Annotated in this window: 18 protein-coding genes; 7 read left to right on the top strand and 11 right to left on the bottom strand. The window is 67.8% G+C overall.

Features of this window, described 5'->3' with window-relative positions:
• Positions 1-88: 88 nt before the first annotated feature.
• The 3 genes from mgtA to SFB74_RS23905 form a co-directional block, all read right to left on the bottom strand.
• A complete protein-coding gene (mgtA, locus tag SFB74_RS23915) occupies positions 89-2854 on the bottom strand; it encodes a magnesium-translocating P-type ATPase (RefSeq protein WP_432726801.1) in 2766 nt (921 codons plus the stop codon).
• A gap of 236 nt (positions 2855-3090) precedes the next feature.
• On the bottom strand, positions 3091-3291 hold the full coding sequence (locus SFB74_RS23910) for a hypothetical protein (protein WP_432726799.1): 201 nt from the start codon (positions 3289-3291) through the stop codon (positions 3091-3093).
• A 444-nt stretch (positions 3292-3735) separates the two neighbouring features.
• Positions 3736-4068 (bottom strand): hypothetical protein, encoded by a 333-nt coding sequence (locus tag SFB74_RS23905; RefSeq protein WP_432726798.1) that lies wholly within the window; start codon positions 4066-4068, stop codon positions 3736-3738.
• 257 nt (positions 4069-4325) lie between these two features.
• Between SFB74_RS23905 and SFB74_RS23900 the strand changes: the two genes are divergently transcribed.
• Positions 4326-4796 carry a low molecular weight protein-tyrosine-phosphatase gene (locus tag SFB74_RS23900; RefSeq protein ID WP_432726797.1) on the top strand — a complete coding sequence of 157 codons (471 nt, stop codon included), beginning with the start codon at positions 4326-4328 and terminating at the stop codon, positions 4794-4796.
• Between the two features lie 11 nt (positions 4797-4807).
• Here the strand turns inward: SFB74_RS23900 and SFB74_RS23895 are convergent, their stop codons facing one another.
• From SFB74_RS23895 to SFB74_RS23860, 8 genes are read right to left on the bottom strand one after another with little or no spacing between them, the layout of a single operon-like run.
• A complete protein-coding gene (locus tag SFB74_RS23895) occupies positions 4808-5242 on the bottom strand; it encodes an acyl-CoA thioesterase (RefSeq protein ID WP_432726796.1) in 435 nt (144 codons plus the stop codon).
• Positions 5242-6543, bottom strand: a complete 1302-nt coding sequence (locus SFB74_RS23890) for a TRAP transporter large permease (protein ID WP_432726795.1) — start codon at positions 6541-6543, stop codon at positions 5242-5244. The genes SFB74_RS23895 and SFB74_RS23890 overlap by 1 nt, the downstream gene beginning before the upstream one ends.
• Positions 6540-7064 (bottom strand): TRAP transporter small permease, encoded by a 525-nt coding sequence (locus SFB74_RS23885; protein WP_432726794.1) that lies wholly within the window; start codon positions 7062-7064, stop codon positions 6540-6542. Before SFB74_RS23885 ends, SFB74_RS23890 begins: the two co-directional genes overlap by 4 nt.
• Before the next feature lie 3 nt (positions 7065-7067).
• The gene (locus SFB74_RS23880) at positions 7068-8120 is read right to left on the bottom strand and encodes a TRAP transporter substrate-binding protein (protein ID WP_432726793.1); all 1053 of its coding nucleotides are present in this window, start codon (positions 8118-8120) and stop codon (positions 7068-7070) included.
• A 45-nt stretch (positions 8121-8165) separates the two neighbouring features.
• Positions 8166-9401 carry an alpha-hydroxy acid oxidase gene (locus tag SFB74_RS23875; RefSeq protein WP_432726792.1) on the bottom strand — a complete coding sequence of 412 codons (1236 nt, stop codon included), beginning with the start codon at positions 9399-9401 and terminating at the stop codon, positions 8166-8168.
• 3 nt (positions 9402-9404) lie between these two features.
• Positions 9405-10391: a Bug family tripartite tricarboxylate transporter substrate binding protein gene (locus SFB74_RS23870; protein WP_432726791.1), complete on the bottom strand. Its 987-nt coding sequence runs from the start codon at positions 10389-10391 to the stop codon at positions 9405-9407.
• A gap of 48 nt (positions 10392-10439) precedes the next feature.
• Entirely contained in the window at positions 10440-12056 is a 1617-nt protein-coding gene (locus tag SFB74_RS23865) for an indolepyruvate oxidoreductase subunit beta family protein (RefSeq protein ID WP_432726790.1), read from the bottom strand.
• Between the two features lie 14 nt (positions 12057-12070).
• Positions 12071-14230 carry a thiamine pyrophosphate-dependent enzyme gene (locus SFB74_RS23860; protein WP_432726788.1) on the bottom strand — a complete coding sequence of 720 codons (2160 nt, stop codon included), beginning with the start codon at positions 14228-14230 and terminating at the stop codon, positions 12071-12073.
• An 89-nt stretch (positions 14231-14319) separates the two neighbouring features.
• Here SFB74_RS23860 and SFB74_RS23855 point away from each other — a divergent pair, with 89 nt between their 5' ends.
• The 6 genes from SFB74_RS23855 (at position 14320) to SFB74_RS23830 (ending at position 23043) form a co-directional block, all read left to right on the top strand.
• Positions 14320-15234 (top strand): LysR family transcriptional regulator, encoded by a 915-nt coding sequence (locus tag SFB74_RS23855; protein WP_432726787.1) that lies wholly within the window; start codon positions 14320-14322, stop codon positions 15232-15234.
• Positions 15235-15402: 168 nt separating this feature from the next.
• Positions 15403-16182: a TSUP family transporter gene (locus tag SFB74_RS23850; RefSeq protein ID WP_432726786.1), complete on the top strand. Its 780-nt coding sequence runs from the start codon at positions 15403-15405 to the stop codon at positions 16180-16182.
• Between the two features lie 198 nt (positions 16183-16380).
• Positions 16381-17988 (top strand): xanthine dehydrogenase small subunit, encoded by a 1608-nt coding sequence (gene xdhA, locus SFB74_RS23845; protein ID WP_432726785.1) that lies wholly within the window; start codon positions 16381-16383, stop codon positions 17986-17988.
• Between the two features lie 2 nt (positions 17989-17990).
• A complete protein-coding gene (xdhB, locus tag SFB74_RS23840) occupies positions 17991-20450 on the top strand; it encodes a xanthine dehydrogenase molybdopterin binding subunit (protein WP_432726784.1) in 2460 nt (819 codons plus the stop codon).
• Positions 20451-20556: 106 nt separating this feature from the next.
• Positions 20557-21567 carry a LysR family transcriptional regulator gene (locus SFB74_RS23835; protein WP_432726783.1) on the top strand — a complete coding sequence of 337 codons (1011 nt, stop codon included), beginning with the start codon at positions 20557-20559 and terminating at the stop codon, positions 21565-21567.
• Positions 21568-21642: 75 nt separating this feature from the next.
• Complete coding sequence (locus SFB74_RS23830; protein WP_126024316.1) at positions 21643-23043, top strand: NCS2 family permease; 1401 nt, start codon at positions 21643-21645, stop codon at positions 23041-23043.
• The last annotated feature ends 106 nt before the right edge of the window (positions 23044-23149 follow it).

Here is a 23149-nt window from a genome sequence, read left to right as displayed (position 1 = left end):
GGATTCCCTCTTCTTGTCTTGTTGACGCCGCAGTGTGCAGCCGCCGGGTGTCATGAACATGTCATGAAGCCCGAGCGGCCGCAAGCCTTCACTGCCACCCATACTTGCGCGCGTACCACCCCTTCACCGCCTGCGTCAGCAGCGCATAGCCCAGCAGCATCGCCACCAGCCACGGGAAGTACGTCAGCGGCAGCGCCTGCAGCTTGAAGTAGTGCGACAGCGGCCCCATCGGCAGCCAGATGCCCACGGCGGCGATAGCGGCGCCCATGATCAGCAGCGGCCACGCGGCGCGGCTTTGCAGGAACGGGATCTTGCGGGTGCGGATCAGGTGCACGATCAGCGTCTGCGACAGCAGCCCCTCGACGAACCAGCCCGACTGGAAGAGCGTCTGGTGGTCCACCGTGTTGGCCGCGAAGACGAACCACATCACCGTGAAGGTGAGGATGTCGAACACCGAGCTCAGCGGGCCGAAGAACACCATGAATCGACCCAGGTCGGCCGGGTTCCAGCGCTGCGGGCTCTTGAGGAACTCGTCGTCCACGTTGTCGAACGGAATGGCGATCTGCGACACGTCGTACAGCAGGTTCTGCACCAGCAGGTGCAGGGGCAGCATCGGCAGGAAGGGCAGGAAGGCGCTCGCTACCAGCACCGAGAACACGTTGCCGAAGTTCGAGCTCGCGGTGAGCTTGATGTACTTGAGCATGTTCGCGAAGGTGCGGCGGCCCTGGATGACGCCTTGCTCCAGCACCATCAGGCTCTTCTCCAGCAGGATGATGTCGGCCGACTCCTTGGCCACGTCCACCGCGCTGTCCACCGAGATGCCGATGTCCGCGGCGCGCAGCGCGGGCGCATCGTTGATGCCGTCGCCCATGAAGCCCACCACGTGCCCGTTGGCATGCAGCGCGTGCACGATGCGCTCCTTGTGCGCGGGCGTGAGCTTGGCGAACACCTGGTGCGCCTCGACCACCAGCCGCAGGTCGGCCTCGACCATTTCCTCGATCTCGCCGCCGAGAACGATGCGTCCGACTTCCAGGCCCACGTCGGCGCAAACCTTGCGCGTGACCAGCTCGTTGTCGCCCGTCAGCACCTTCACCGCCACGCCGTGCTCGGCCAGCGCGCGCAGGGCGGGGGCGGTGGATTCCTTCGGCGGATCGAGGAAGGCCACGTAGCCGAGCAGCGTGAGCCCCGACTCGTCCGCCACGCCGTAGGCCGGCTTCTGCTCTTCGGGCTTCAGCGAACGGCTGGCCACGGCCACCACACGCAGGCCTTGGGCGTTGAGCTCCGACGCCACGCTGTGAATGCGCGCCAGCACGTCGGCGTCGAGCGCCAGCACTTCAGCGCCGCGTTCGACCGAAGTGCACACCGACAGGATCTCTTCCAGCGCGCCCTTGCAGATCAGCAGGTGCTCGCTGCCGCCGTTGGCCACCACCACCGACATCCGGCGGCGCGAGAAGTCGAAGGGCACCTCGTCGATCTTGCGGTAGGCCGTCTGCAGGCGCGTTTCGAGCTGCATCTCGGCGTGGCTCAGCACGGCCTTGTCGAGCAGGTTCTTCAGGCCTGTCTGGTGGAAGCTGTTGAGGTAGGCCAGTTGCAGCACATGGTCGGACTGTTCGCCCCATGCGTTGGTGTGGCGCTCGAGCACGATGCGGTCCTGCGTCAGCGTGCCGGTCTTGTCGGTGCACAGCACGTCCATCGCGCCGAAGTTGTGGATGGCCTCGAGCCGCTTCACGATCACCTTCTGGCGCGACATCACGACCGCGCCCTTGGCCAGCGTGGCGGTCACGATCATCGGCAGCATCTCGGGCGTGAGGCCGACAGCGATCGACAGCGCGAACAGCGCCGCCTCCCACCAGTCGCCCTTGGCCACGCCGTTGATCACCAGCACCAGCGGCGCCATCACCAGCATGAAGCGGATCAGCACCCAGCTCACGCGGTTGATGCCGGCCTGGAAGGCGCTGGTGCCGCGGTCGGTGGCCGTCACGCGCTGGGCCAGCGCGCCGAAGAAGGTGCGGTCGCCCGTGTGCACGATCACTGCGGTGGCGGTGCCGCTGATCACGTTGGTGCCCATGAAGAGCAGGTTCTCGCGCTCGAGCACGCCCGCCGCATGGTCGCCGCGATCGGCCACGAACTTCTCGACGGGCATGGCTTCGCCCGTCAGCGCCGACTGGCTGATGAACAGGTCCTTCGCCGTGAGCAGCCGGCAGTCGGCCGGGATCATGTCGCCGGCGGAGAGCGCGATCACTTCGCCCGGCACCAGGTCGCGCATCGGCACCTCGACGCGCACCGTGCCGGCATGCGTGGTGTCGAATCCCTCGTCGCCGGCCGCGCCTTCCTTGTGGCCAGGCGCGGGGCGCAGCACGGTGGAGGTGTTGCTCACCATCGCCTTGAGCCGGTCGGCGGCCTTGTTGGAGCGCGATTCCTGCAGGAAGCGCAGCACCGTCGACAGCACCACCATGCTGCCGATGACCAGCGTGGCCTTCATGTCCTCGGTGACGTAGGAGACCAGTGCCAGTACGGTTAGCAGCAGGTTGAACGGATTGCGGTAGCACTGCCACAGGTGCTGCCACCAGCGAAGCGGCTGCTCGTGGCGCACCTCGTTGCTGCCCAGGCGCTTGCGCAGCACCTGTGCGTGGCCCTCGCTGAGGCCGCGTGGCGAACTGCCGAGCTTGACCAGCATCTCGCCAGCATCGGTGCGCGAGGCCGTGGTCAGGGCCTTCGCGATGTCGGGCGGCATGCTGATGGAGCCGGTTCCGACGGGCTTCGAGCCCAGCAGCGTCTGCCAGCGCTCGAAGTGGTGCAGCATGTGGCGGCTGCGCAGGAAGCTTTCGAAAAAGGATTTGAGGACGTTCTTCATGGTGTTCTCCTTCGGGGCGGCCGCCACTGCCTGCCCGCCGAAGGAGAACGCCGCAGACGTCAGCCTGCCGGCGGCAACCCTTGGCGAGGCGCGGCAGCGGGCCGCGTCGTTGTTGGAATCGATCTGGACGAAGGGGGCGCGCTATGGCGCCAACAAGAGGCGGGATCCATGGTGTGCTCCTGGGTTGCTTGCAGGTTGCCGAAGAAGTGAAGAAGGAAAAGGGCGCGGGGCGTGGCTCAGCGGCGAGGCACGCAGACCGGCTGCAGCAGCAGGAAGCTGCGGATGCGGCGCGTGGTCCAGAGCGCGGCGGCCTGGTCCAGCGCTGCATCGACGACGGGCGACGCTTCAACCGCCGCCGCTTGAGCGGGGGCAATCAAGCGTGCCGACGGACGAACGCGCGGTTCGTGCGGCTGACGACGAAGATGAAAGTGACGCATGACAAGGCTCCTTCGCACAGAAGGGCCTCGCGCACGGACGCACGCAAGCTGACTGAAAAAGTCAGTGACGAAACGACGGGTATCGGGAGGAGGGGAGCCGCTCGCCGGATTGGCAAACGGATCACGCTGTGTGCAACACCGGCACGCAGCGCGGGAGAAGCCTGCGCTAGAGGGCCGGATGTGTCACGCCTGCCGAGGCACGCGTCTTGTCACTGATCCAACTGGCACTGTCCACGCACGGGGCTCCGAAATGAAGATTTCCGGATTGTTGCACTGCGGCATGCGGAACGTCAACCCGTCTGGAGAATTTGGAAGTGTGCGAAAGGGCCTTGATGCCTCTGTGTTGCGATTCAGCTGTAGCCGATACAGGCGAACCTTTCAATTGGCATTCGGACTGCCGAACTCGGTTCTTGGGCGCGTGGTGCGTTGACCGGCTATCAAGCACTAGGGGCGGCTAGGGGTGCGGTTCATTCCAAACAATTCGAAAGCAACTGCAGCCATCCTTTGATCGAGGCTGTCGCCTGGTGCCACCAGCCCATACCTGACGGCAGCAGCCGTAAAAGTTGCGACGGGATCGGAAACTGCGAATACCGGACGATTCCATTCCTGCTGTGCGACGAGTCGGGGGTCCGATTGCGCATTGGCCAGAAAGAGTCGGCTCACGAGGTCATCGAAATTGGCGCCAGCAGCGCGGCCTTTCGACAGCAGGATCCATTCCGCGACGAATGCATTGCGCCACGCACAGGCCATTTCTTCCAGGTTGTCATTCGTGGGCACGAGCACCTCCTTGTTTTGCTGGCGAAAAATGTACCTGCCGCGAATTCGGAAGGATGTAAGCATTGCATTGCGGGTCGTTAGAGTTGTGAAAAAAGTTCGGATCGACGGCATTTTGTTGAACCTTGACGTCAACTTGTCTCTTCAAAACGATCTATCTGCATCCCAATTTCGAACTTAAGTTCGATTTGTCGTTTCACCGGAATGGGCTTCATACCAATACCGGATTGGCGGAAAAACCACGGGACTACTCAATGCTCATGAAAACGCCATCCATCTTGTTCATCTGCACCGGCAACATCTGCCGCTCCCCCACAGCCCACGTGCTCCTCACGCACAAGGCCCGCGCAGCCGGCTTCGATGTCGAAGTCGACAGCGCCGCCATCTCCGACGAGGAGCGCGGCAACCCACCCGACCCGCGCTCGGTGGCCGAGGCCAGGCGGCGCGGCATCGAGATGCACGCGCATTGCGCGCGGCAGGTCCGCAAGTCCGACTTCGAGCGCTTCGACCTGATCATCGGCATGACCGCCGGGCATTGCGACGCGCTGCGCAGGCTCGCACCGGCAGGTGCGGCCGGCAAGATCCACCTGTTCACCGAGTACGCCGACGGCATCGAAGGCGACGTGCCCGACCCGTGGTACGGCAGCCAGAAGGCCTTCGTCGAGGTCTTCGACCTGATCGATCATGGTGTGGACGGCCTGCTCGGGAAGCTGCAGGCCGATGCGCGCTGAGCCGGCAACGGCTACTCGCAGAGCACCCGTATCGAAGGCGGAATCGCCACTGCCCTGATCCCTCCGCCTTCGCGCTTCGCACCGAAGATGCGCACCTCCTCGCACTCGAGAATGAGGTCGTCCCCGCGCGTCACGCGGTAGGTCTGCACGAAGCTCTTCTCGCGCCACTCGGTGATGCGCACCGCGATCTGAAGCGTGTCGCCATAACTCGCGGCCTTCACGAAGCGCGTGTGCGTGTCGACCAGCGGCGTGCCGATCACGCCCAGCGTCTGCGTGGTCTCTTCCCAGCGCGGCACGCCGCACTCCGCGAAGAAGTGGCGCGAGGCCGCGTCGATCCAGCGGAAGAAATTGGGAAACCAGACGATGCCGGCGGGGTCGCAGTCGCCGAACTCCACGCGTACCGTGTAGACGACTTCCTTGTTTGCAGTAGTGCTCGTATTGCTCATCAGCCCATTCTCGTCGGCAGCCACAAGGCGATGATGGGGAACGCGATCAGGATCACCAGCCGCACGATGTCGGTCACGATGAACGGCAGCACGCCCTTGAAGATGGTGGTGAAGCTCACGTCCTTCACCACGCTCTTGATGACGAACACGTTCATGCCCACCGGCGGATGGATCAGCCCCAGCTCCACGGTCATCACGATGATCACGCCGAACCAGATGGGGTCGAAGCCCAGGTGCACGATCACCGGATAGATGATGGGCACCGTAAGGATGATCATCGCCATCGCGTCCATCAGGCAGCCCAGCACCAGGTACATGAGCATGATGAGCGCGAGCACGCCATAGCGGCCGATGCCCAGGCCGGTGAGGAATTCGGTGAGCTTCTGCGGGCTCTGCGTGATGGTGAGGAAGTAGCCGAACAGCAGCGCGCCGATCAGCACCGTGAACACTGCTGCCGCCGTGCGCGTGGCCGACAGCAGCGCCTCGCGGATCTTCGGGCCGTCGAGCTTGCGCCGCACCAGCCCGAGGATGAACGCGCCGCTCGCGCCCACGCCGCCTGCCTCTGTCGGCGTGAAGAAGCCGCCGTAGAGGCCGCCGATGACGAACACGAAGAGCACCAGCGGCGCCCACACGTTCTTCAGATCCTTCAGGCGCTCCGACCACGGCTTGACCTCGCCGCCGGGCAGCCAGCCGGGCCGCGTCTTCACGATGACCGCGATGGTCAGCACGTACATGGCCATCGCGAGGATGCCCGGCACGATGCCCGCCATGAAGAGCTTGCCGATGTCCTGCTGCGTGAGGATCGCGTACACCGCGAGCACGGTCGAGGGCGGCAATATCGCTCCCAGCGTGCCGCCCGCGGCGATCACGCCGGTGGAGAACGACTGCGGGTAGTTGAAGCGCCGCATCTCCGGATACGCCACCGCCGAGAAGGTTGCGGCCGTGGCCACCGACGAGCCGCAGATCGCCGCGAAGCCGCCGCATGCCACCACGGTGGCCACGCCGAGCCCGCCGCGCAGGTGGCCGATCATCGAGTTGGCGGCCTTGAAGAGCTCGCGGCTCACGCCTGACACCGAAACCAGCGCGCCCATCAGCATGAACATCGGGATCACGCCGAAGGTGTAGTCGGTCACGGTGCGCATGGAGGTCTGGCCGACCAGCTTCAGCGCGGGGCCGGGCCCGACGAGGTAGCTGTAGCCCACCACGCCCACGAGGCCCATCGCCATGCCCACCGGCACGCGCAACAGCATCAATGCGAAGAGGGCGACGAAGCCCAGGATGGCAACTGCGTCGGCGCTCATTCGTCCGCTTTCTGTTCGGGGTGGGTCTCTTCGAGCTGCTCGGGATGAAAGATCAGCCTGTAGGTGCGGATGGCGATGAGCAGCACGGCGCACACGTCGCCGGCCCAGGCCACGGCGTAGAAGGGCCAGGTCGGGATGTTGAGGTCGTAGGTCTGCACGTTGTCGACGTAGGTGCCGCGCACCTTGTCGAACAGCATGATGGTCTGCACCGCCACCACGAACAGCAGCACCAGCGTGGCGAACACGTCGATCGCGCGCTTCATGCGCGGGCCAGCCGCCGTCCACACCAGGTCGACCGTGATGTGGCCGCCGCGATAGCTGGTTGCCGCGATGCCCCAGAAGATCAGGATACCCAGCAGCATGCGGCCGAAGTCGTAGGCGTCAGGAATCGAGGTGTCGAAGAACTTGCGCAGCACCACGGCCACGAAGATGTTGAGCGCGACGATCCCCACGAAGATGGCGGCAAGCCATTCGATCGTGTTGATCGCGCGGTCCATGTAGCTGGCGGACCGTGTAGCCATCGCTCAGAGCGCCGATTTGTACTTGGCGAGGCTGGCCTTCAGGGCGTCCATCACCGTCTTCGGATCTTCGCCTGCCTTCTTCACGCCCTCGGCCCACTGCGCTTCCGCCGGCGCCGCCGCCTTGCGCCATGCATCGAGCTGTTCCGGCGTGAGCTTGTAGATCTCGTGCCCCGAGAGCGCCGCCATCTTTGCGTGGCCCGCGAACTCGAAGTCGGCCCACGGCCCCGCCACCTTCTGCGCCCATTCGCTGGTGCAGTGGTCGTCGATCACCTTCTTCTGCGCGACGGACATCGCGTCGTACTTGCCCTTGTTCATCACCCACACGAAGGGCGTGACGTACAGCGGAACGTCCATGTGGTACTTCACGACCTTGTCGATGCCGAACAGGCCGATCGAGCCCCACGGAAAGGTGATGGCGTCGGCCACGCCGCGCTCCAGCATGTCTCGCGACTCGGGCGCTGAGGCCTGCACGTTGGTGCCACCCAGCGAGGTGATGAGCTGGCCCACGGTGCTGGTGGCCGGGCGTACCTTCATGCCCTTGACGTCGCCGGGCACGGTGATCTTCTTGCGCGAGTGGAAGGTGCCGGGGTCGTGCACGAACGCGAAGCAGTACTTCACGTCCTTCATTTCCTTGGCCGCGTAGCTGCGGTACCAGGCATCGATGGCGGCCGAGCCCTCCTTGCCGTTGGCGAACAGGAAGGGCAGCGACGCGCCCGCCATCACCGGGAAGCGGCCCGGCTGGTAGCCCGGGTTCACGTACGAGAAGTCGGCAATGCCGTCGCGCGCCATGTCGTAGTGGTCGAAGGCCTTGCCCAGCTGCTCCGACGGAAACAGGATCGCGGTGATGGTGCCGCCCGATTCCTTCTTGATGTCGTCGGCCCACGCCTGCAGCGCGGGGTTGAGCGGATGCTGCGCGGGCACCCAGCTCGACAGCTTGAGCTGCACCGGCTTGTCCTGCGCCTGAACGGCTGGAGCAACAAGCACGAGGGCTGCAGTAGCCGCTGCGAGGGCCGAGGCCAGGCGACGGGACGGATGGGGTTGGCGAGTGGCTTTCATGGTCTCCTTCGTTGTGTTGTGTTTCTCTACGAGTGAATCCGCAATCTAGGCAGCTGCATGCGCCGGGTAAATGGAGGCTTTCCCGTGCGCCGGTACGGGTGCATGCACGACGTGTTCGAGGTGCGAACGCGGCACATGCATTTCGACGTGCCTGCGGCCCAGTTCGCCGACGCGCGAGGCGCCCAGCAAGGTCATCGTGCGTTCGGTTTCCTGTGCGAGCAGTTGCAGCACGGAGAGCGCGCCCTGTTCGCCGTCGCATGCGAGGCCGTAGACCGGTGCACGGCCGACGAGCGCTGCGCTGGCCCCGAGCGCGAGCGCCTTGACGATGTCGCTGCCGCGTCGCATGCCGCTGTCCACGAGTACCGGAATGCGTCCGCCGACCGCATCGAGCATGGCCGGCAGCGCGGCGATGGTGGCCGGTGCCGCATCGAGCTGGCGGCCGCCGTGGTTGGAGACCACGATGCCGTCGGCGCCGTGTCGCAGCGCACGGCGCGCGTCTTCCGCACCCAGCAGGCCTTTCACGAGCAGAGGACCGCTCCAGAGCTTGCGCAGCCAGCCCAGGCTTTCCCAGGTGAGCGTGCGGTCCATGGCGCGCGAGAGCAGCGCGGCCTGTGTTTGCGCGGAGACCGGCGCGCCGTCGTCCTCGTCCGGCAGCAGGTTCGCGAACTGCGGCATGCCGCCGCCGGCCAGCCGCAGCAGCCATGCGGGGTGACGCGCCATGTCGAGCACCGTGCCCGGCGTGAGGCGCATGGGCACGCGAAAGCCGTGCCGCAGGTCGCGTTCGCGCAGGCCGCTGACGGGCACGTCCACGGTGAGCACCAGCGCCTCGAAACCCGCGTTGCGCGCGCGGCGCACGATGCGCTCGGCGATGGCGCGCTCGCCCATCACGTAGAGCTGCATCCACAGCGTGGCATCGGGGGCCGCGTTGCGCACGTCCTCGATGCGCGTGTTGGAGGCGGTGGAAAGGATGAAGGGCACGCCCGCCGCCTGCGCCGCGCCGGCCAGCAGGGCGTCGGCGCGCGGCCGCACGAGGCCGGCCAGGCCGATGGGCGCGATGGCGAAGGGCGCGCGCCAGCGGTGGCCGAAGAGTTCGGTGCCGATGTCCACCTTGCTGGTGTCGCGCAGGCATTCGGGAATCAGCGGCAGCGCCTCGAGCGCATCGCGGTTGCGCTGCAGGCAGCGCTCGTCTTCCGCGCCGCCGTCGATGTAGTCGAACACCAGCCGCGGCAACGCGCTGCGGGCGCGGCGCCGATAGTCCTCCACGTTGAGCAGCAATGCCATCGCTCAGTCCGCCGCGATCCGGCGCTCGCGGATCAGCGCGCCGAAGCGCTGCGAATCGGCTGCCGCGCGCTGCTGGAATGCCGCGGGCGAGCCGGGCTGCGCCTCGCCGCCGATCGACGCGATGCGTTCCTGCACGGCGGGCAGTGCGAGCGCGCGGTTGATCTGCGTGTTGAGCTGCGCCACCACTTCAGGCGGCGTACCCGCCGGAGCGTAGAAGCCGAACACGGTGTCTGCGTCGAAGCCGCGCAGGCCGGCTTCGTCGAGCGTGGGCACGTCGGGAAAGAGCGGCGAGCGCTTCGGGCTGCCCACGGCCAGCAGCCGCAGCTTGCCCGCGCGCACCTGCGTCAGCGCGATGCCGGGGTCGAAGGCGTAGTCGATCTGGCCGGCGAGCAGGTCCTGCAGCGCGGGTGCGGCACCACGGTAAGGCACGTGCAGCGCGAAGAGATTGGCCTGTGTCTTGAACATCTCGCCCGCCAGGTGCGGCGAGCTGCCGCTGCCCGGCGAGCCGTACGTCAGCTTGCCCGGGTTGGCCTTCACGTACGAGATGAACTCCTTCACGTTCGCGGGCGGCAGCGAGGGCCGCGTGACCAGGAACACAAGCACGCGCGCGGCGGCAGCCACGGGCACGAGGTCCTTCGCCGGGTCGAAGCTCATGCGCGAATAGAGGTGCGGGTTCACCGACACCATGCCGCCCGAGCTCATCAGCAGCGTGTAGCCGTCGGCCGGCGCGCGTGCCACCGCCTCTCCGCCGAGGTTGCCGTTCGCGCCTGCGCGGTTCTCTATCACCACCGGCTGCTTGAGCGACTCCTGCAGCGGCTGCGAGATGGCGCGCGCGATCTGGTCGGCGGCGCCGCCCGCGGGGAAGTTGACGATCACCTTGACCGGCTTGGCGGGCCAGTTGTTCGTGTTGTTCGCATGCGCCGGGGCCAGCACGGCGGCAGCGGCCAGGCACAGCAGGCATCGTCGCCAGGGGAGGGCGGGGTGGGTCATCGGTCTTGTCTCCATTTTTTTTATTTCGTTGCGTCTCGTCCGGCTCCGTCAGGCCTTGACCGACGGCGGTCGCTTCATCCACCGGATCGGCTGCGCCTGCACCGGCCTCGGCGCGGCGCCGTGCGCGGCCAGCGTGGCGTCGAGCGCCTTGCCGCCCTCGTCGGCCAGCGCGGCCTCTCGTGCCGCCCCGATGGCCGTGGCCCGCGCGGCGGCGGGCAGCGCGCCTCGACCGGCGAGCTCGTCGATCACGTGCAGCAGGTTGTGCTTGCCGCGTTCGTTGGTGCTGCCGTAGCCCTTGATGAGCCGCCCGCACAGCGCGAGCTCGTGGCCCAGCGCCCAGGTCTCGCGCGTGCCCGCCTCCACGGCCTTGAGCCAGCGTTCGATGAGGGCCTGCTCCTCCGCGAAGCGGCTGCCCCTGCGGCGCAGCCAGCGCAGCGAGGCCAGCATCCGCAGCGAGGCCATGCCCAGCACCGAGTGGCTACCCACCTTCAGCGGCAGCGCCCACGGCGCGAGGCCGCGCGACTGGCGGCCACGGTCCCATGCCGTGACGCGGCGCGACAGCGATGGCGGCAGCAGCGCCGCGAACTCGGTCGCGCCGGGCTTGAAGTGGTCGTAGACCTTCACGAGGTCTTCCTCGCCGGCGCGCACCTCACGCCGCACGCGCTGCGCCCGGCTGGCGCGGCCCTTGAGGGCGGCCACGCGCACGATGTCGTCGAAGGCCATCCACAGCGCGAGCCAGCGCGCGGCCTCGCGGGTGATGGCGAAGCCCCGCGCGCCGGCCGGATCGGCGGCGCGCTCGGCGTCGAGCAGGCGGCCGAGCCGCTCGGCATAGAGCGAGGCGTAGGCCGCGTCCTGGTAGTCGAGCACGCGGGCATGGCCCAGCGCGAGCATGTCGTGCACGGCCGGCGGAAAGCGCCGCGCCAGGTCGGCGGGCAGGGCGGCGGCCGGTGGCGGCGCGTCGTTGGTGTCGCCGGCCATCACGCTGCTCACGAAGGCGGCCTGCGCGCGCGGGGCATTCACCGCGTCGAAGGCCGATGCAAAGCCGCGCAGGCTGGCGGCGGCCATCCTGCCCAGCTTCTCGGGCGCGCTGGTGTCACCGCCGCGCACCACGTGCTCGTAGGCCTCGCGCGGGAACGGGAACAGGCCGCTGCCCGCGATGGCGCCGAGCATCACCGCGCTGACCACCGTGCCGCTCTCGCGCGCAATGGCGTTCATGTCGAACACATGGTGCTCGCGGCTGAAGGCCTTCACCACGTCGAGCAGCCGCTGTGCATCGGCACGGCCGTCGCCGGGCACCATGCGCTCCGCGGTGGTGAGGATGCGCGCCGAGGAGCTGATGACCAGCGTGCGCTGCGGCGCGCTCATGCCGTTGCCGATCTGGCGCGCGGTTTCCAGCAGCTCCGAGGAGACGATGGCATCCAGCGCGCCCGGCACCGGGCTGAGGCTGAACACAGGGCGGCGTCCGCCGAGCTGCGCGAGCGGCACCGGGAAGACTTCGATGTAGTAGGTGGTGGCGCCGGTGCGCTGCGCCACGCCGGGAATCGACGTGCTCTGCGCCGCGTAGCCGGCATGGCGCGCGGTGTCGACCAGCCATTCGGTGAGCACGCCGCCGCCTTCGCCGCCGAGGGCGCAGACGAGCAATGTGATGGGGCGGTTATGTTCCATGGTTTCCTCGCCCCTCATGCCGGTTGCAATGCGCGAACCACTGCACCGCGCAGCCCGTGCAAAAGTCGCTCATGCCACTTCGGGTTCTGCACCACCTCGGCCCGGTAGAAGCTCGGGCACAGCGTGGCCGCATGCGCATTGGCGCCGCACAAGCCGCAGCCCACGCAGCCGTCGATCACCGTGGCCACCGGGTCCACCTTCAGCGGGTCGGGGTTGTCGCGCAGCGTGAGCGTGGGGCAGCCCGACAGGCGGATGCAGGCGTGGTCGCCGTTGCACACGTCCTCGTCCACGCCGTACTTCACGCGCACCACGCGCTCGCCCTTCTTCAGCAGGCTGGCGATCCACGGCTTGATGCGGCGCTGGCGCTCGAGCTGGCATTCGCCCTCGGCGATCACCACCTTCAGGCCGTTGAAGTCGCTGGTGAGCGCCTCGGTCAGCGTCTTGCGCATGCGCTCGACGTCGTAGGTGGTCACGGTGCGCATCCACTGCACGCCAAGGCCCTTGAGCGTGGCCTCGATGGTCTGGTTCTTGTCGACCAGGCTCTGCTGCTTGTCCTCGGCGCGTTCCTTGATCTCGTCGTCGGGCGTCGAGATGATGTCCTGCGTGCCGGTGGCCGAGGTGTAGCCGTTCTTGAAGATCAGCAGCACCGCGTCGTCGCCGTTGAAGAGCGCGCTCTGCACGCCGGTGAGCAGTCCGTTGTGCCAGAAGCCGCCGTCGCCCATGATCGAGAGCGTGCGCCGGTTCATCATCGGCGCCACGCCCGCGCGGCTCGCGAGGCTCATGCCGTAGCCGAGGATCGAGTGGCCCATCGAGAAGGGCTCGAAGGTGCCGAAGGCGTGGCAGCCGATGTCGGCCGCCACGTGCACCGGCCCCGTTTCCTGCTGCGCGAGCTTGAGGGCGGAGAACACCGGCCGCTCCGGGCAGCCGACGCAGAAGCTCGGCGGCCGGTTGGGCAGCGGCGTGCTCAGCCGGCGCGCCACGGCTTCGCGGCGCTCGCGGTTGCCCGCCAGCCAGGCCTGCGCCGAGTACGAGGCCTCGCCCGGCTCGATGTATTTCGCGGCGAAGGCGCCGATGCCGCCAGAGAGCACTTCCACGCCGTATTCGCCCGCCGAAGGCAGCATGTCCTTGCCGTGCAGCGGCGTCTGGATGTCGCGCCGGCGCAGCAGCGTGGCGATGTCCTGCTCGATGTACTCGGGCTGGCCTTCCTCCACCACCAGCACCGCGCGCTTGCCCACGCAGAAGTCGGCGACCTGCTCGGGCACCAGCGGATAGGTCACGTTGAGCACGAGGATCGGGATGTCCGTCTCTCCGAAGGCATCGGCCAAGCCCTGCTGCTGCAGGCTGCGGATCAGCGCGTTGTAGAGCCCGCCCTGCACCACGATGCCGAGGTCGGCGTGGCGCCGCCCGGGCATCAGCTCGTTGAGGCTGTGTTCGGCGATGTAGCTGCGCGCGGCCGGAATGCGCGCCTCGCCCTTGAGCTTCTCGTGCCGGAAAGTGACGGGCGGATGCGCGAGCCGCATGTAGTCGAAGCTGGCCGGCTCGTCCATCAGCGAGCGGGTGGACACGGCGGGCTGCACGTTGTCCTTGCATTCGAAGCTGCCGCGCACGTGGCAAGTGCGGATGCGCAGCTCCATCAGGCAGGGCATGTTCGAGCTTTCCGACAGGCGGAAGCCTTCCTCCACCATACGCACCATCACGCCGAGATCGGGGCGCGGGTCGAGCAGGCACATGCTCGACTTGAGGGCGTAGGCATGCGTGCGCTCCTGGATCACGCTCGCGCCTTCGCCGTAGTCCTCGCCCACCACGATGAGCACGCCGCCGGTCACGCCCGGTGACGACAGGTTCGACAGCGCATCGGCCGCCACGTTGGTGCCGACGATCGACTTCCACGTCACCGCGCCGCGCAGCGGGTAGTGGATGGAGGCGCCGAGCATCGCGGCGGCCGAGGCTTCGTTGGAACATGCCTCGACGTGCACGCCGAGCTCGTCCATGTAGGCCTTGCCCTGGACCATCACGTCGAGCAGGTGCGACACCGGCGCGCCCTGGTAGCCGCCGACATACGCCACGCCCGACTGCAGCAGGCCCTTGGTGATCGCGAGGATGCCCTCGCCGTGAAAAGTGTCGCCCGCGCCGAGGCGCAGCATTTCCACTTCCTTGCTGAATGAAACTTCCATCGTGTCTCTTTGTTCTGGGGGCCGAGAGGGAACACGGGAGTTTGGTCGGCGGGGCGCCATACCTCAATAAAATGAGCAAGCTATCCAATATGAATCCAATGCATATCGAGACGGTCGACCTCAACCTGCTGCGGCTTTTCGACGCTGTCTACCGGGCGCGCAGCGTGAGCAGGGCGGCCGAGGCACTGGGCCTGACCCAGCCGGCGGCCAGCCACGGCCTGACCCGGCTGCGGCTGTTGCTGGGGGACGCGCTCTTCACCCGCGCCCCCGGTGGTGTCGCCCCCACGCCACGCGCCGACCGGCTCGCGGTTGCCGTGCAGTCGGCGCTGGCCACGCTGGAAGAGGCGCTGCACGAGCCCGACCGCTTCGAGCCCCGGGTGTCGCGCAAGACCTTCCGCATCCACATGAGCGACATCGGCGAGGGGCGCTTCCTGCCGGCACTGATGGCGCGGCTGCGCGAGTTGTCGCCGGGCGTGCGGGTGGAGACCATGCCGCTGGCGGCGGGCGACGTGGCGACCGGCCTCGACAGCGGCAGGGTCGACTTCGCCTTCGGCTTCCTGCCCGGCGTGAAGGACACGCAGCGCGCCCAGTTGCTGAAGGACCGCTACATCGTGCTGCTGCGCAAGGACCACCCCTTCGTGAAGCGCAGGCGCAGCGGGCAGGTGCTGCTCGAGGCCCTGCAGGAGCTCGACTACGTGGCGGTGCGCACGCACGCCGAGACGCTGCGCATCCTGCAGTTGCTGAACCTGGAAGACCGGCTGCGCCTCACGACCGAGCACTTCATGGTGCTGCCGGCCATCGTGCGCGCGACCGACCTTGCAGTGGTGATGCCGCGCAACATCGCGCGCGGCTTTGCCGAGGAGGGGGGCTACGCTATCGTCGAGCCGTCGTTTCCGCTGCGCGACTTCACGGTGTCGCTGCACTGGAGCAAGCGCTTCGAGTCCGATCCGGGCAACCGCTGGCTGCGGCAGGTCATCGTCGAGCTGTTCTCCGAGAAGCCTTGAGCGGGCCCCGGTCCGGGGGCGGGGTTATCCTCGGGGCAGGCGCCTTTCCCTGCTACCCGCGCTTCCCGCCGCCCTGATCGCTCCCCGAATGTCCGTTCCGTCTCCCTCTTTCCCCCACGCATTCCGTTTCCGTCCCGCGCCTGCCGCCGCAATCTGAGCGAGCAGCCCGTGCAAGAGATTCTTTCCCAGGCCGGCCCCGTGCTGGTCTTCATGGCCTGCGTGGCGCTGGCCACCTACGCGCAGAACCTCACCGGCTTCGCGTTCAGCCTGATCCTGCTCGGGCTGGTGTCGGTGCTGCATGTCGCCAGCGTGAGCGACACGGCCAATGCGGCCACGGTGCTGAGCCTCATCAACGCGTGGACGTATTTCCGCGCCCGGCCGGGCGTGGTGCCCTGGCAGCTCATGAAGCCGGCGCTCAACGGCAGCACGGTGGGCGTGATCGTGGGCCTCGTGCTGCTCACGTGGCTCAGCGGCGGCGCGGTCGACTGGCTGCGCGGGTTGCTGGGCGTATCGATCCTGGGCTGCGCGGTGCTGCTGGTGCTGCAGGCCAGGCCGCTGCCGGCGGTCTCGGGGCGCGCGAGCTTCGCCGTCATCGGCGGGCTGTCGGGCGTGCTGGGCGGGCTCTTCTCCAGCTCGGGGCCGCCCATCGTGTTCCACATGTACCGCCAGCCGCTGGACCGCGAACTGGTGCGCCGCGCGCTGCTGCTGATGTTCGCGTTCAACTCGCTGGTGCGGCTGGTGATCGTGGTGCCCACGGGGCACTTCTCGTGGCATTCGGCGCTGCTGGCCGGATGCGCGATGCCGGTGGTCTACGGCGTGACGCGGCTGCACCATCGCCTGCCCAACAAGCTGCCGCCGCGCACGCTCAAGTGGCTGGTCGGCGGGCTGCTCGCGGTCGCGGGATCGACGCTGGTCGCCACTGCCTGGGTGGCCATCGCGCACCGCTGAGCGCCGCCGGCCGCGAGCCGCGGCCGCACCGAGAATCGCCGGGTGGCCCGGGAATTGCAACCTCCACGCAAGGGTTTCCCCGTACGTGGCATACCGGCCCCCACATACGCGTTATGGGCACCTGCGTATGCAAGACGCCGGACAAGCCGCTAACGTCCATGACTGACCCACGAGGGGTCGCCCACGAGCCCAAGAAGCATGAGCACCGACAGCAGCAGCAAGATTCAACCGATCCGCTTTTTCCATCGCGGAAAGATCGTCGACGTCACCGGCGTCCACCCGACCCGTTCAGTGCTCGACTGGCTGCGCGAGGACGCCCGCTGCACCGGCACCAAGGAAGGCTGCAATGAAGGCGACTGCGGCGCCTGTACCGTCGTCATCGGCGAGTTGGCCGCCGACCCCCAGGTCCCCGGCACCGTCGATGGCCTGAGCCTGCAGACCGTCAACGCCTGCATCCAGTTTCTGCCCACGCTGCACGGCAAGGCCCTGTTCACCGTCGAAGACCTCAAGGCGCAGGCGCAGTGCCTGCCGAAGACGCTCAGCGGCAGCAACGGCAAGCACCCGGTGCACACGCTGCACCCCGTCCAGCAGGCCATGGTCGACTGCCACGGTTCCCAGTGCGGCTTCTGCACGCCCGGCTTCGTGATGTCGCTGTGGGCCACCTACGAGCACCATCAGGCCGAAGGCACGCAGCCCACGCGCCAGCAGCTGGCCGACGACCTCTCGGGCAACCTGTGCCGCTGCACCGGCTACCGTCCGATCCTCGACGCAGGCCAGCGCATGTTCGACCTGCCTTCGGTGCGCCTCGACACGAAGCCCGTGGTGGCCGCGCTCACCGCCCTGAAGAACGACGGCCTCGACTACGCCGCCCCGCTGGGCGCGCGCATCGACCACTTCCATGCCCCGAAGACCCTGGCCCAGCTCGCCGCCCTGCGCGAGCAGAAGCCGCGCGCGCAGCTGCTGGCCGGCTCCACCGACGTGGGCCTGTGGGTCAACAAGCAGTTCCGCGACCTGGGCGACATCATCTACGTGGGCGACGTGGCCGAAATGAAGACCATCGAAGACCGCAAGGGTGAGCTCTACATCGGCGCTGGCGCCTCGCTCGAATCCGCCTTCGCGGCGCTGGTCGAGCGCGTGCCCAGCCTGGCCGAGGTGTGGCTGCGCTTCGCCTCGCCGCCGATCCGCCATGCCGGCACCATGGGCGGCAACGTCGCCAACGGCTCGCCCATCGGCGATTCGCCGCCGGTGCTGATGTCGCTCGACGCGCAGATCGAGCTGCGCCGCGGCGATGTCGTGCGCCGCATGCCGCTGCCCGAGTTCTATCTGGACTACATGAAGAACCAGCTTCAGCCGGGCGAGTTCGTCCAGGGGCTGGCCATTCCGCACGCCGCGATGCGCCGCCAGGTGCGTGCCTACAAGATCAGCAAGCGCTTCGACTGCGACATCTCGGCGCTGTGCGCGGGCTTCGCCATCGAGCTCGAATCGGGCAGCGACACGGTGAAGGCCGTTCGCCTGGCCTTCGGCGGCATGGCTGCGACGGTCAAGCGCGCCGCTAACGCCGAGGCCGCGCTGGTCGGCAAGCCGTGGACGCAGGCCAGCGTCGCCACTGCCAGGCTCGCGCTGGCGCAGGACTTCAAGCCGCTGTCGGACATGCGCGCATCGGCCGACTACCGGCTGCTGGTGGCGCAGAACCTGATCCAGCGTCTCTGGCTCGAAACGCGGGCGGAGGAGGCGCTGTCCATCGAGGAAACCAGCGTCTGGAGCGTGATGCCCCATGCCGTCAATGCGACTGCGGAAGGAGTCTGACCATGAACAAACCCATCGACGCCCGCCTGCTGCAGCCCGCCGAGGCATTTGCCGACTACCTGACCAACACCGCTGCGCGCATCGACGTGGGCGCCGAAGCGCTGGCGCATGAGCGCGGCATGCGCGTGGGCATCAGCCGCCCGCACGAGTCGGCGCACCTGCACGTGGCCGGCGAGGCCACCTACATCGACGACATTCCCGAACTCACGGGCACGCTGCATTGCGCGCTGGGGCTCTCGCCTGCGGCCAACGGGCGCGTCACGGCGATTTCGCTGGACGCCATCCGCGCGATGCCGGGCGTGGTCGCGGTCATCACCGCCGACGACATTCCGGGCACCAACGACTGCGGCTCGATCATCCACGACGACCCGATCCTGCTGCCGGTGAACGACGGCGGCGAGATCCGCTACCTCGGCCAGCCGGTGTTCGCCGTGATCGCCGAGACGCGCGACGCCGCCCGCCGTGCCGCCGCGAAGGCCAAGGACGCGCTGACCATCGAGGCGCAGCCGCCCGTGCTCACGCCGCAGGCCGCCCACGAGCGCGGCCAGTACGTGGTGCCGCCGATGCACATCGTGCGCAGCGGCGGTGCCGCCAACGAGGGCGACGAGGCAGCGGTGCGCGCCGCCATCGCCAATGCGCCGCATCGCCACAAGGCCACCTTCGACGTGGGCGGGCAGGAGCAGTTCTACCTGGAAGGCCAGATCAGCTATGCCATTCCGAAGGAAGGCGGCGCTCTGCACATCCATTGCTCCACGCAGCATCCGAGCGAGATGCAGCACCTGGTGGCGCATGCGCTGCACCTGCAGTCGAACGAGGTGCACGTCGAATGCCGGCGCATGGGCGGCGGCTTCGGCGGCAAGGAGTCGCAGTCGGCGCTCTTCGCCTGCGTGGCGGCCGTCGCGGCACGGCAGCTGCAGCGCCCGGTGAAGCTGCGGCTGGACCGCGACGACGACTTCATGGTCACGGGCCGGCGCCACTGCTTCTGGTACGAGTACGAAGTCGGCTTCGACGACGAAGGCCGCATCCTCGGCGCGGAGATCACGATGGTCTCGCGCGCCGGCCACTCGGCGGACCTCTCGGGCCCGGTGATGACGCGCGCGCTGTGCCACTTCGACAACGCCTACTGGCTGCCCAACGTGGCCATGCACGGCTTCTCGGGCAAGACCAACACGCAGAGCAACACGGCCTTCCGCGGCTTTGGCGGCCCGCAGGGCGCGATCGCCATCGAGAACATCATGGACTCGGTGGCCCGCGAACTGAAGCGCGACCCTGTCGACGTGCGGCGAGTCAACTTCTACGGCAAGGCGGAGAACAACGTCACGCCGTACCGCCAGACCGTGACCGACAACATCGTCCACGAACTCGTGGCCGAGCTGGAGCAAAGCAGCGACTACCGTGCGCGGCGCGAGGACATCGCCGCCTTCAACAAGAAGAGCACGGTGCTCAAGCGCGGCCTGGCGCTGGCGCCGCTGAAGTTCGGCATCTCGTTCAACGTGAAGCACTTCAACCAGGCCGGCGCGCTGGTGCACGTGTACACCGACGGCTCGATCCTCGTGAACCACGGCGGCACCGAGATGGGGCAGGGCCTCAACACCAAGGTGGCACAGGTGGTGGCGCACGAGTTGGGCGTGAGCTTCGAGCGCGTGCGCGTCACGGCCACCGACACGACCAAGGTGGCGAACACCTCGGCCACGGCCGCATCGACCGGCGCCGACCTGAACGGCAAGGCCGCGCAGGACGCCGCCCGCCAGATCCGCGAGCGCCTGGCCGATTGCGCGGCCGAGCGCCACGGCGGCAAGGCGAGCGAAGTGCGCTTCGCGAACGACAAGGTCGAGGTCAACGGCAAGTCGCTGGCCTTCAGCACCGTGGTGGGCGAGGCGTACCTCGACCGCAAGCAGCTGTGGTCCGACGGCTTCTACGCCACGCCCGGCCTGAGCTGGGACAAGGACAAGATGCAGGGCCGCCCGTTCTACTACTACGCCTACGGCGCGGCGGTGAGCGAGGTGATCGTGGACACGCTCACCGGCGAATGGAAGCTGCTGCGCGCCGACATCCTGCATGACGCGGGCAAGTCGCTGAACCCGGCGGTGGACATCGGCCAGGTCGAGGGCGCCTTCATCCAGGGCATGGGCTGGCTCACCACCGAGGAGCTGGTGTGGCATCCGCAAAGCGGCAAGCTCACCACGCACGCGCCCAGCACCTACAAGATCCCGACGGCCAACGACTGCCCGCCGGTGTTCAACGTGCGCCTGTTCGAGGGCCAGAACTTCGAGGACTCGATCCACCGCAGCAAGGCGGTGGGAGAGCCGCCGCTCTTGCTGCCGTTCTCGGTGTTCTTCGCGATCCGCGACGCGGTGTCGGCCGCGGGCGACCACAAGGTCGATCCGCCGCTGAAGGCGCCGGCCACGAGCGAGTCGATCCTTCGCGCCATCACGGTGGTGCAGGCGGCATCGGCCGAATGACGACGGGCCGTGCTCGCACGGTCCGAGCTGCACCCTCCCCACACCCGGTTTCGCCAAATGTCGCGCTGTATTACTGTTCGCACAGACAGGAAAGGTGTGAACAGCCATGAGAGACCAGGCGCTTTTCGACAAGATCGATCTTCATCTCATCCGGGTTCTGCACACCGTGCTGACCGACCGCAGCGTCTCGCGGGCGGCCATCCGGCTGGGCATGTACCAGCCGGCAGTCTCGGCGGCGCTGAAGCGGCTGCGCGAGCTCTCGGGCGATCCGCTGCTGGTGCGCTCCGGTTCGGGCATGGTGCCGACCGACGCGGGGCTGCGCATGATCGAGCCGGCGGCCAGCATCCTGCGCGCGGCGGAGATGCTGTTCTCGGATGCGCGCGGCTTCGATCCGCAGTCGGCGGCCACCACCTTCCGCATTGCCGCCAGCGACTACATGGACCCGCTCTTCCTGCCGATGCTGGTGGCGCAGGTCAAGCGCGACGCGCCGCTGTGCCAGATCGAGATCCATGCGCTCTCGCCCGACTCCGACTACCACGGGCACCTGGCACTCGGACAGGTCGACCTGGTGATCGGCAACTGGCTCAAGCCCCCGGAAGACCTGCACATGGCGCGGCTCTTCGGGGACGACGTGGTCTCGCTGGTCAACAAGGACCATCCGGCGGTGCGCCGCGGCTGGGACCTGGAGACCTGGCTGGCGGCCGAGCACATCGCGCCCACGCCCATGCACCCGGGCGGGCGCGGCATCATCGACCAGATGCTCGACGAGCTGGGCAGGCAGCGCAACATCACGGCGCGCTGCGCGCACTTCGGGCTCATTCCGGACATGGTGGCCTCCAGCCTGCTGGTGCTGACCACGGGGCGCCAGTACTGCGAGCGCTTCGCTTCGCGGCTGCCGCTGAAGATCCTCGAATGCCCGGTGGCGCTGCCGCGGCTCATGTACTACCAGCTCTGGCACGAACGCACGCATTCGTCGAGCTCGGCGCGCTGGCTGCGCGAATGCATCAAGGAGGTGGCGGCGTCGCTGCGGCCTCCTATCTCCGCCATGCCCGGTGTGTCCGGCGTATCCGGCGCCACGGCGCGCCCGCCCGCCGCACCTGAAACCTCGGATCCCTGAGAAAACCCCGTTCGCGCCGGCGTCGTGAGCGGGGTCAACGATGAAACCGCCACTACAACAGCTGGAGACAAGCGAATGAGTACGTTTGAACAGGCGCCGAAAGGCGCCGAGCCCCGCGCGCCGGGGCATGTCGAGTCCGCGCGCCCGCGCGCGGCTGTGGGCAGCGCAAGCGGCTCGGGTCTGCTTGAACGCCTGTTCAAGCTCGACGCGCACAACACCACGGTGCGCACCGAAGTCATCGCGGGGCTCACCACCTTCCTGACGATGGCCTACATCATCTTCGTGAACCCGTCGATCCTCGGCGACGCGGGCATGCCGAAGGGCGCGGTCTTCGTGGCCACCTGCCTGATCGCGGCGCTGGGCACGCTCATCATGGGCCTGTATGCCAACTACCCGATCGCCATGGCGCCGGGCATGGGCCTGAACGCCTACTTCTCCTACGTGGTGGTGCTGGGCATGGGCTACACGTGGCAGGTGGCGCTGGGCGCGGTCTTCATCTCGGGCTGCCTGTTCCTGATCGTCACGGTCACGGGGCTTCGGGAGCTTTTCATACAGGGCATACCGCAGTCGCTGCGAACGGCGATCACGGTGGGCATCGGGATGTTCCTGGCGCTCATCGCCCTGAAGAGCGCCGGCGTGGTGGCCGCTTCGCCCGCCACCTTCGTCACGCTGGGCGACCTGCACTCGGCGCCGGTGATCCTTGCGACGCTGGGCTTCCTCATCATCGTGGCGCTCGACAAGCTCAAGGTGCGCGGCGCGATCCTGATCGGGATCATCACCGTGACGGTGCTGTCCTTCTTCTTCGGCGGCAACAAGTTCCACGGCGTGTTCGACGCGCCGCCGTCCATCGCGCCCACCTTCATGCAGCTGGACATCCTGGGCGCGCTGAAGGGCGGCATCCTGAACGTGGTGCTGGTCTTCTTTCTGGTCGAGATGTTCGACGCCACCGGCACGCTGATGGGCGTGGCCAAGCGCGCCGGCCTGCTGGTGCCGGGCAAGATGGAGCGCATGAACAAGGCGCTCCTGGCCGACAGCGGCGCGATCTTCGCGGGCTCGCTGCTCGGCACCTCGAGCACCACGGCCTACGTGGAAAGCGCGGCGGGCGTGCAGGCGGGCGGCCGCACCGGTCTCACGGCCGTGGTGGTGGCGCTGCTGTTCCTGGCGTGCCTGATGATCTCGCCGCTGGCGGGCTCGGTGCCGGCCTACGCCACCGCGCCGGCGCTGCTCTTCGTGGGCTGCCTGATGCTGCGCGACCTGGTCGAGCTCGACTGGGAAGACACCACCGAAGTGATCCCGGCCGCGGTCACCGCGCTGGCGATGCCCTTCACCTACTCGATCGCCAACGGCCTGGCCTTCGGCTTCATCACGTACGCCGTGCTGAAGCTGTGCACCGGCCGGGCACGGGAAGTGCATGCGATGGTCTGGGTCATCGCAGCCGTGTTCCTCTTCAAGTTCGCCTATATCGGCGGGCATTGAAGCAGTGAGCTGAGCGGAGCGCCGTCGGGCGCCGAGGGTGCGGGGACACGCTATTAAACTGATAGCTGTTCCCGCTTTGTTGCTGATGAACGAGACAAAACCACGA

Origin of the sequence: Variovorax xiamenensis (genome assembly GCF_050916385.1) — a bacterium.
GTDB lineage: Bacteria > Pseudomonadota > Gammaproteobacteria > Burkholderiales > Burkholderiaceae_C > Variovorax.
The sequence above is the reverse complement of the archived record's forward strand: the minus strand, read 5'-3'. Positions and strand labels throughout refer to the sequence as shown.

What these genes read in the sequence shown, in the direction of transcription:
- SFB74_RS23900 (WP_432726797.1), top strand. Translation starts at nt 4,326, where the DNA reads ATGAAAACGCCATCCATCTTGTTCATCTGCACCGGCAACATCTGCCGC.
- SFB74_RS23860 (WP_432726788.1), bottom strand. Translation starts at nt 14,230, where the DNA reads ATGGAAGTTTCATTCAGCAAGGAAGTGGAAATGCTGCGCCTCGGCGCG.
- SFB74_RS23830 (WP_126024316.1), top strand. Translation starts at nt 21,643, where the DNA reads ATGAGTACGTTTGAACAGGCGCCGAAAGGCGCCGAGCCCCGCGCGCCG.
- SFB74_RS23870 (WP_432726791.1), bottom strand. Translation starts at nt 10,391, where the DNA reads ATGACCCACCCCGCCCTCCCCTGGCGACGATGCCTGCTGTGCCTGGCC.
- mgtA (WP_432726801.1), bottom strand. Translation starts at nt 2,854, where the DNA reads ATGAAGAACGTCCTCAAATCCTTTTTCGAAAGCTTCCTGCGCAGCCGC.
- SFB74_RS23890 (WP_432726795.1), bottom strand. Translation starts at nt 6,543, where the DNA reads ATGAGCGCCGACGCAGTTGCCATCCTGGGCTTCGTCGCCCTCTTCGCA.
- SFB74_RS23895 (WP_432726796.1), bottom strand. Translation starts at nt 5,242, where the DNA reads ATGAGCAATACGAGCACTACTGCAAACAAGGAAGTCGTCTACACGGTA.
- SFB74_RS23910 (WP_432726799.1), bottom strand. Translation starts at nt 3,291, where the DNA reads ATGCGTCACTTTCATCTTCGTCGTCAGCCGCACGAACCGCGCGTTCGT.
- SFB74_RS23875 (WP_432726792.1), bottom strand. Translation starts at nt 9,401, where the DNA reads ATGGCATTGCTGCTCAACGTGGAGGACTATCGGCGCCGCGCCCGCAGC.
- SFB74_RS23835 (WP_432726783.1), top strand. Translation starts at nt 20,557, where the DNA reads ATGAGAGACCAGGCGCTTTTCGACAAGATCGATCTTCATCTCATCCGG.
- SFB74_RS23880 (WP_432726793.1), bottom strand. Translation starts at nt 8,120, where the DNA reads ATGAAAGCCACTCGCCAACCCCATCCGTCCCGTCGCCTGGCCTCGGCC.
- SFB74_RS23865 (WP_432726790.1), bottom strand. Translation starts at nt 12,056, where the DNA reads ATGGAACATAACCGCCCCATCACATTGCTCGTCTGCGCCCTCGGCGGC.
- xdhA (WP_432726785.1), top strand. Translation starts at nt 16,381, where the DNA reads ATGAGCACCGACAGCAGCAGCAAGATTCAACCGATCCGCTTTTTCCAT.
- xdhB (WP_432726784.1), top strand. Translation starts at nt 17,991, where the DNA reads ATGAACAAACCCATCGACGCCCGCCTGCTGCAGCCCGCCGAGGCATTT.
- SFB74_RS23855 (WP_432726787.1), top strand. Translation starts at nt 14,320, where the DNA reads ATGAATCCAATGCATATCGAGACGGTCGACCTCAACCTGCTGCGGCTT.
- SFB74_RS23885 (WP_432726794.1), bottom strand. Translation starts at nt 7,064, where the DNA reads ATGGCTACACGGTCCGCCAGCTACATGGACCGCGCGATCAACACGATC.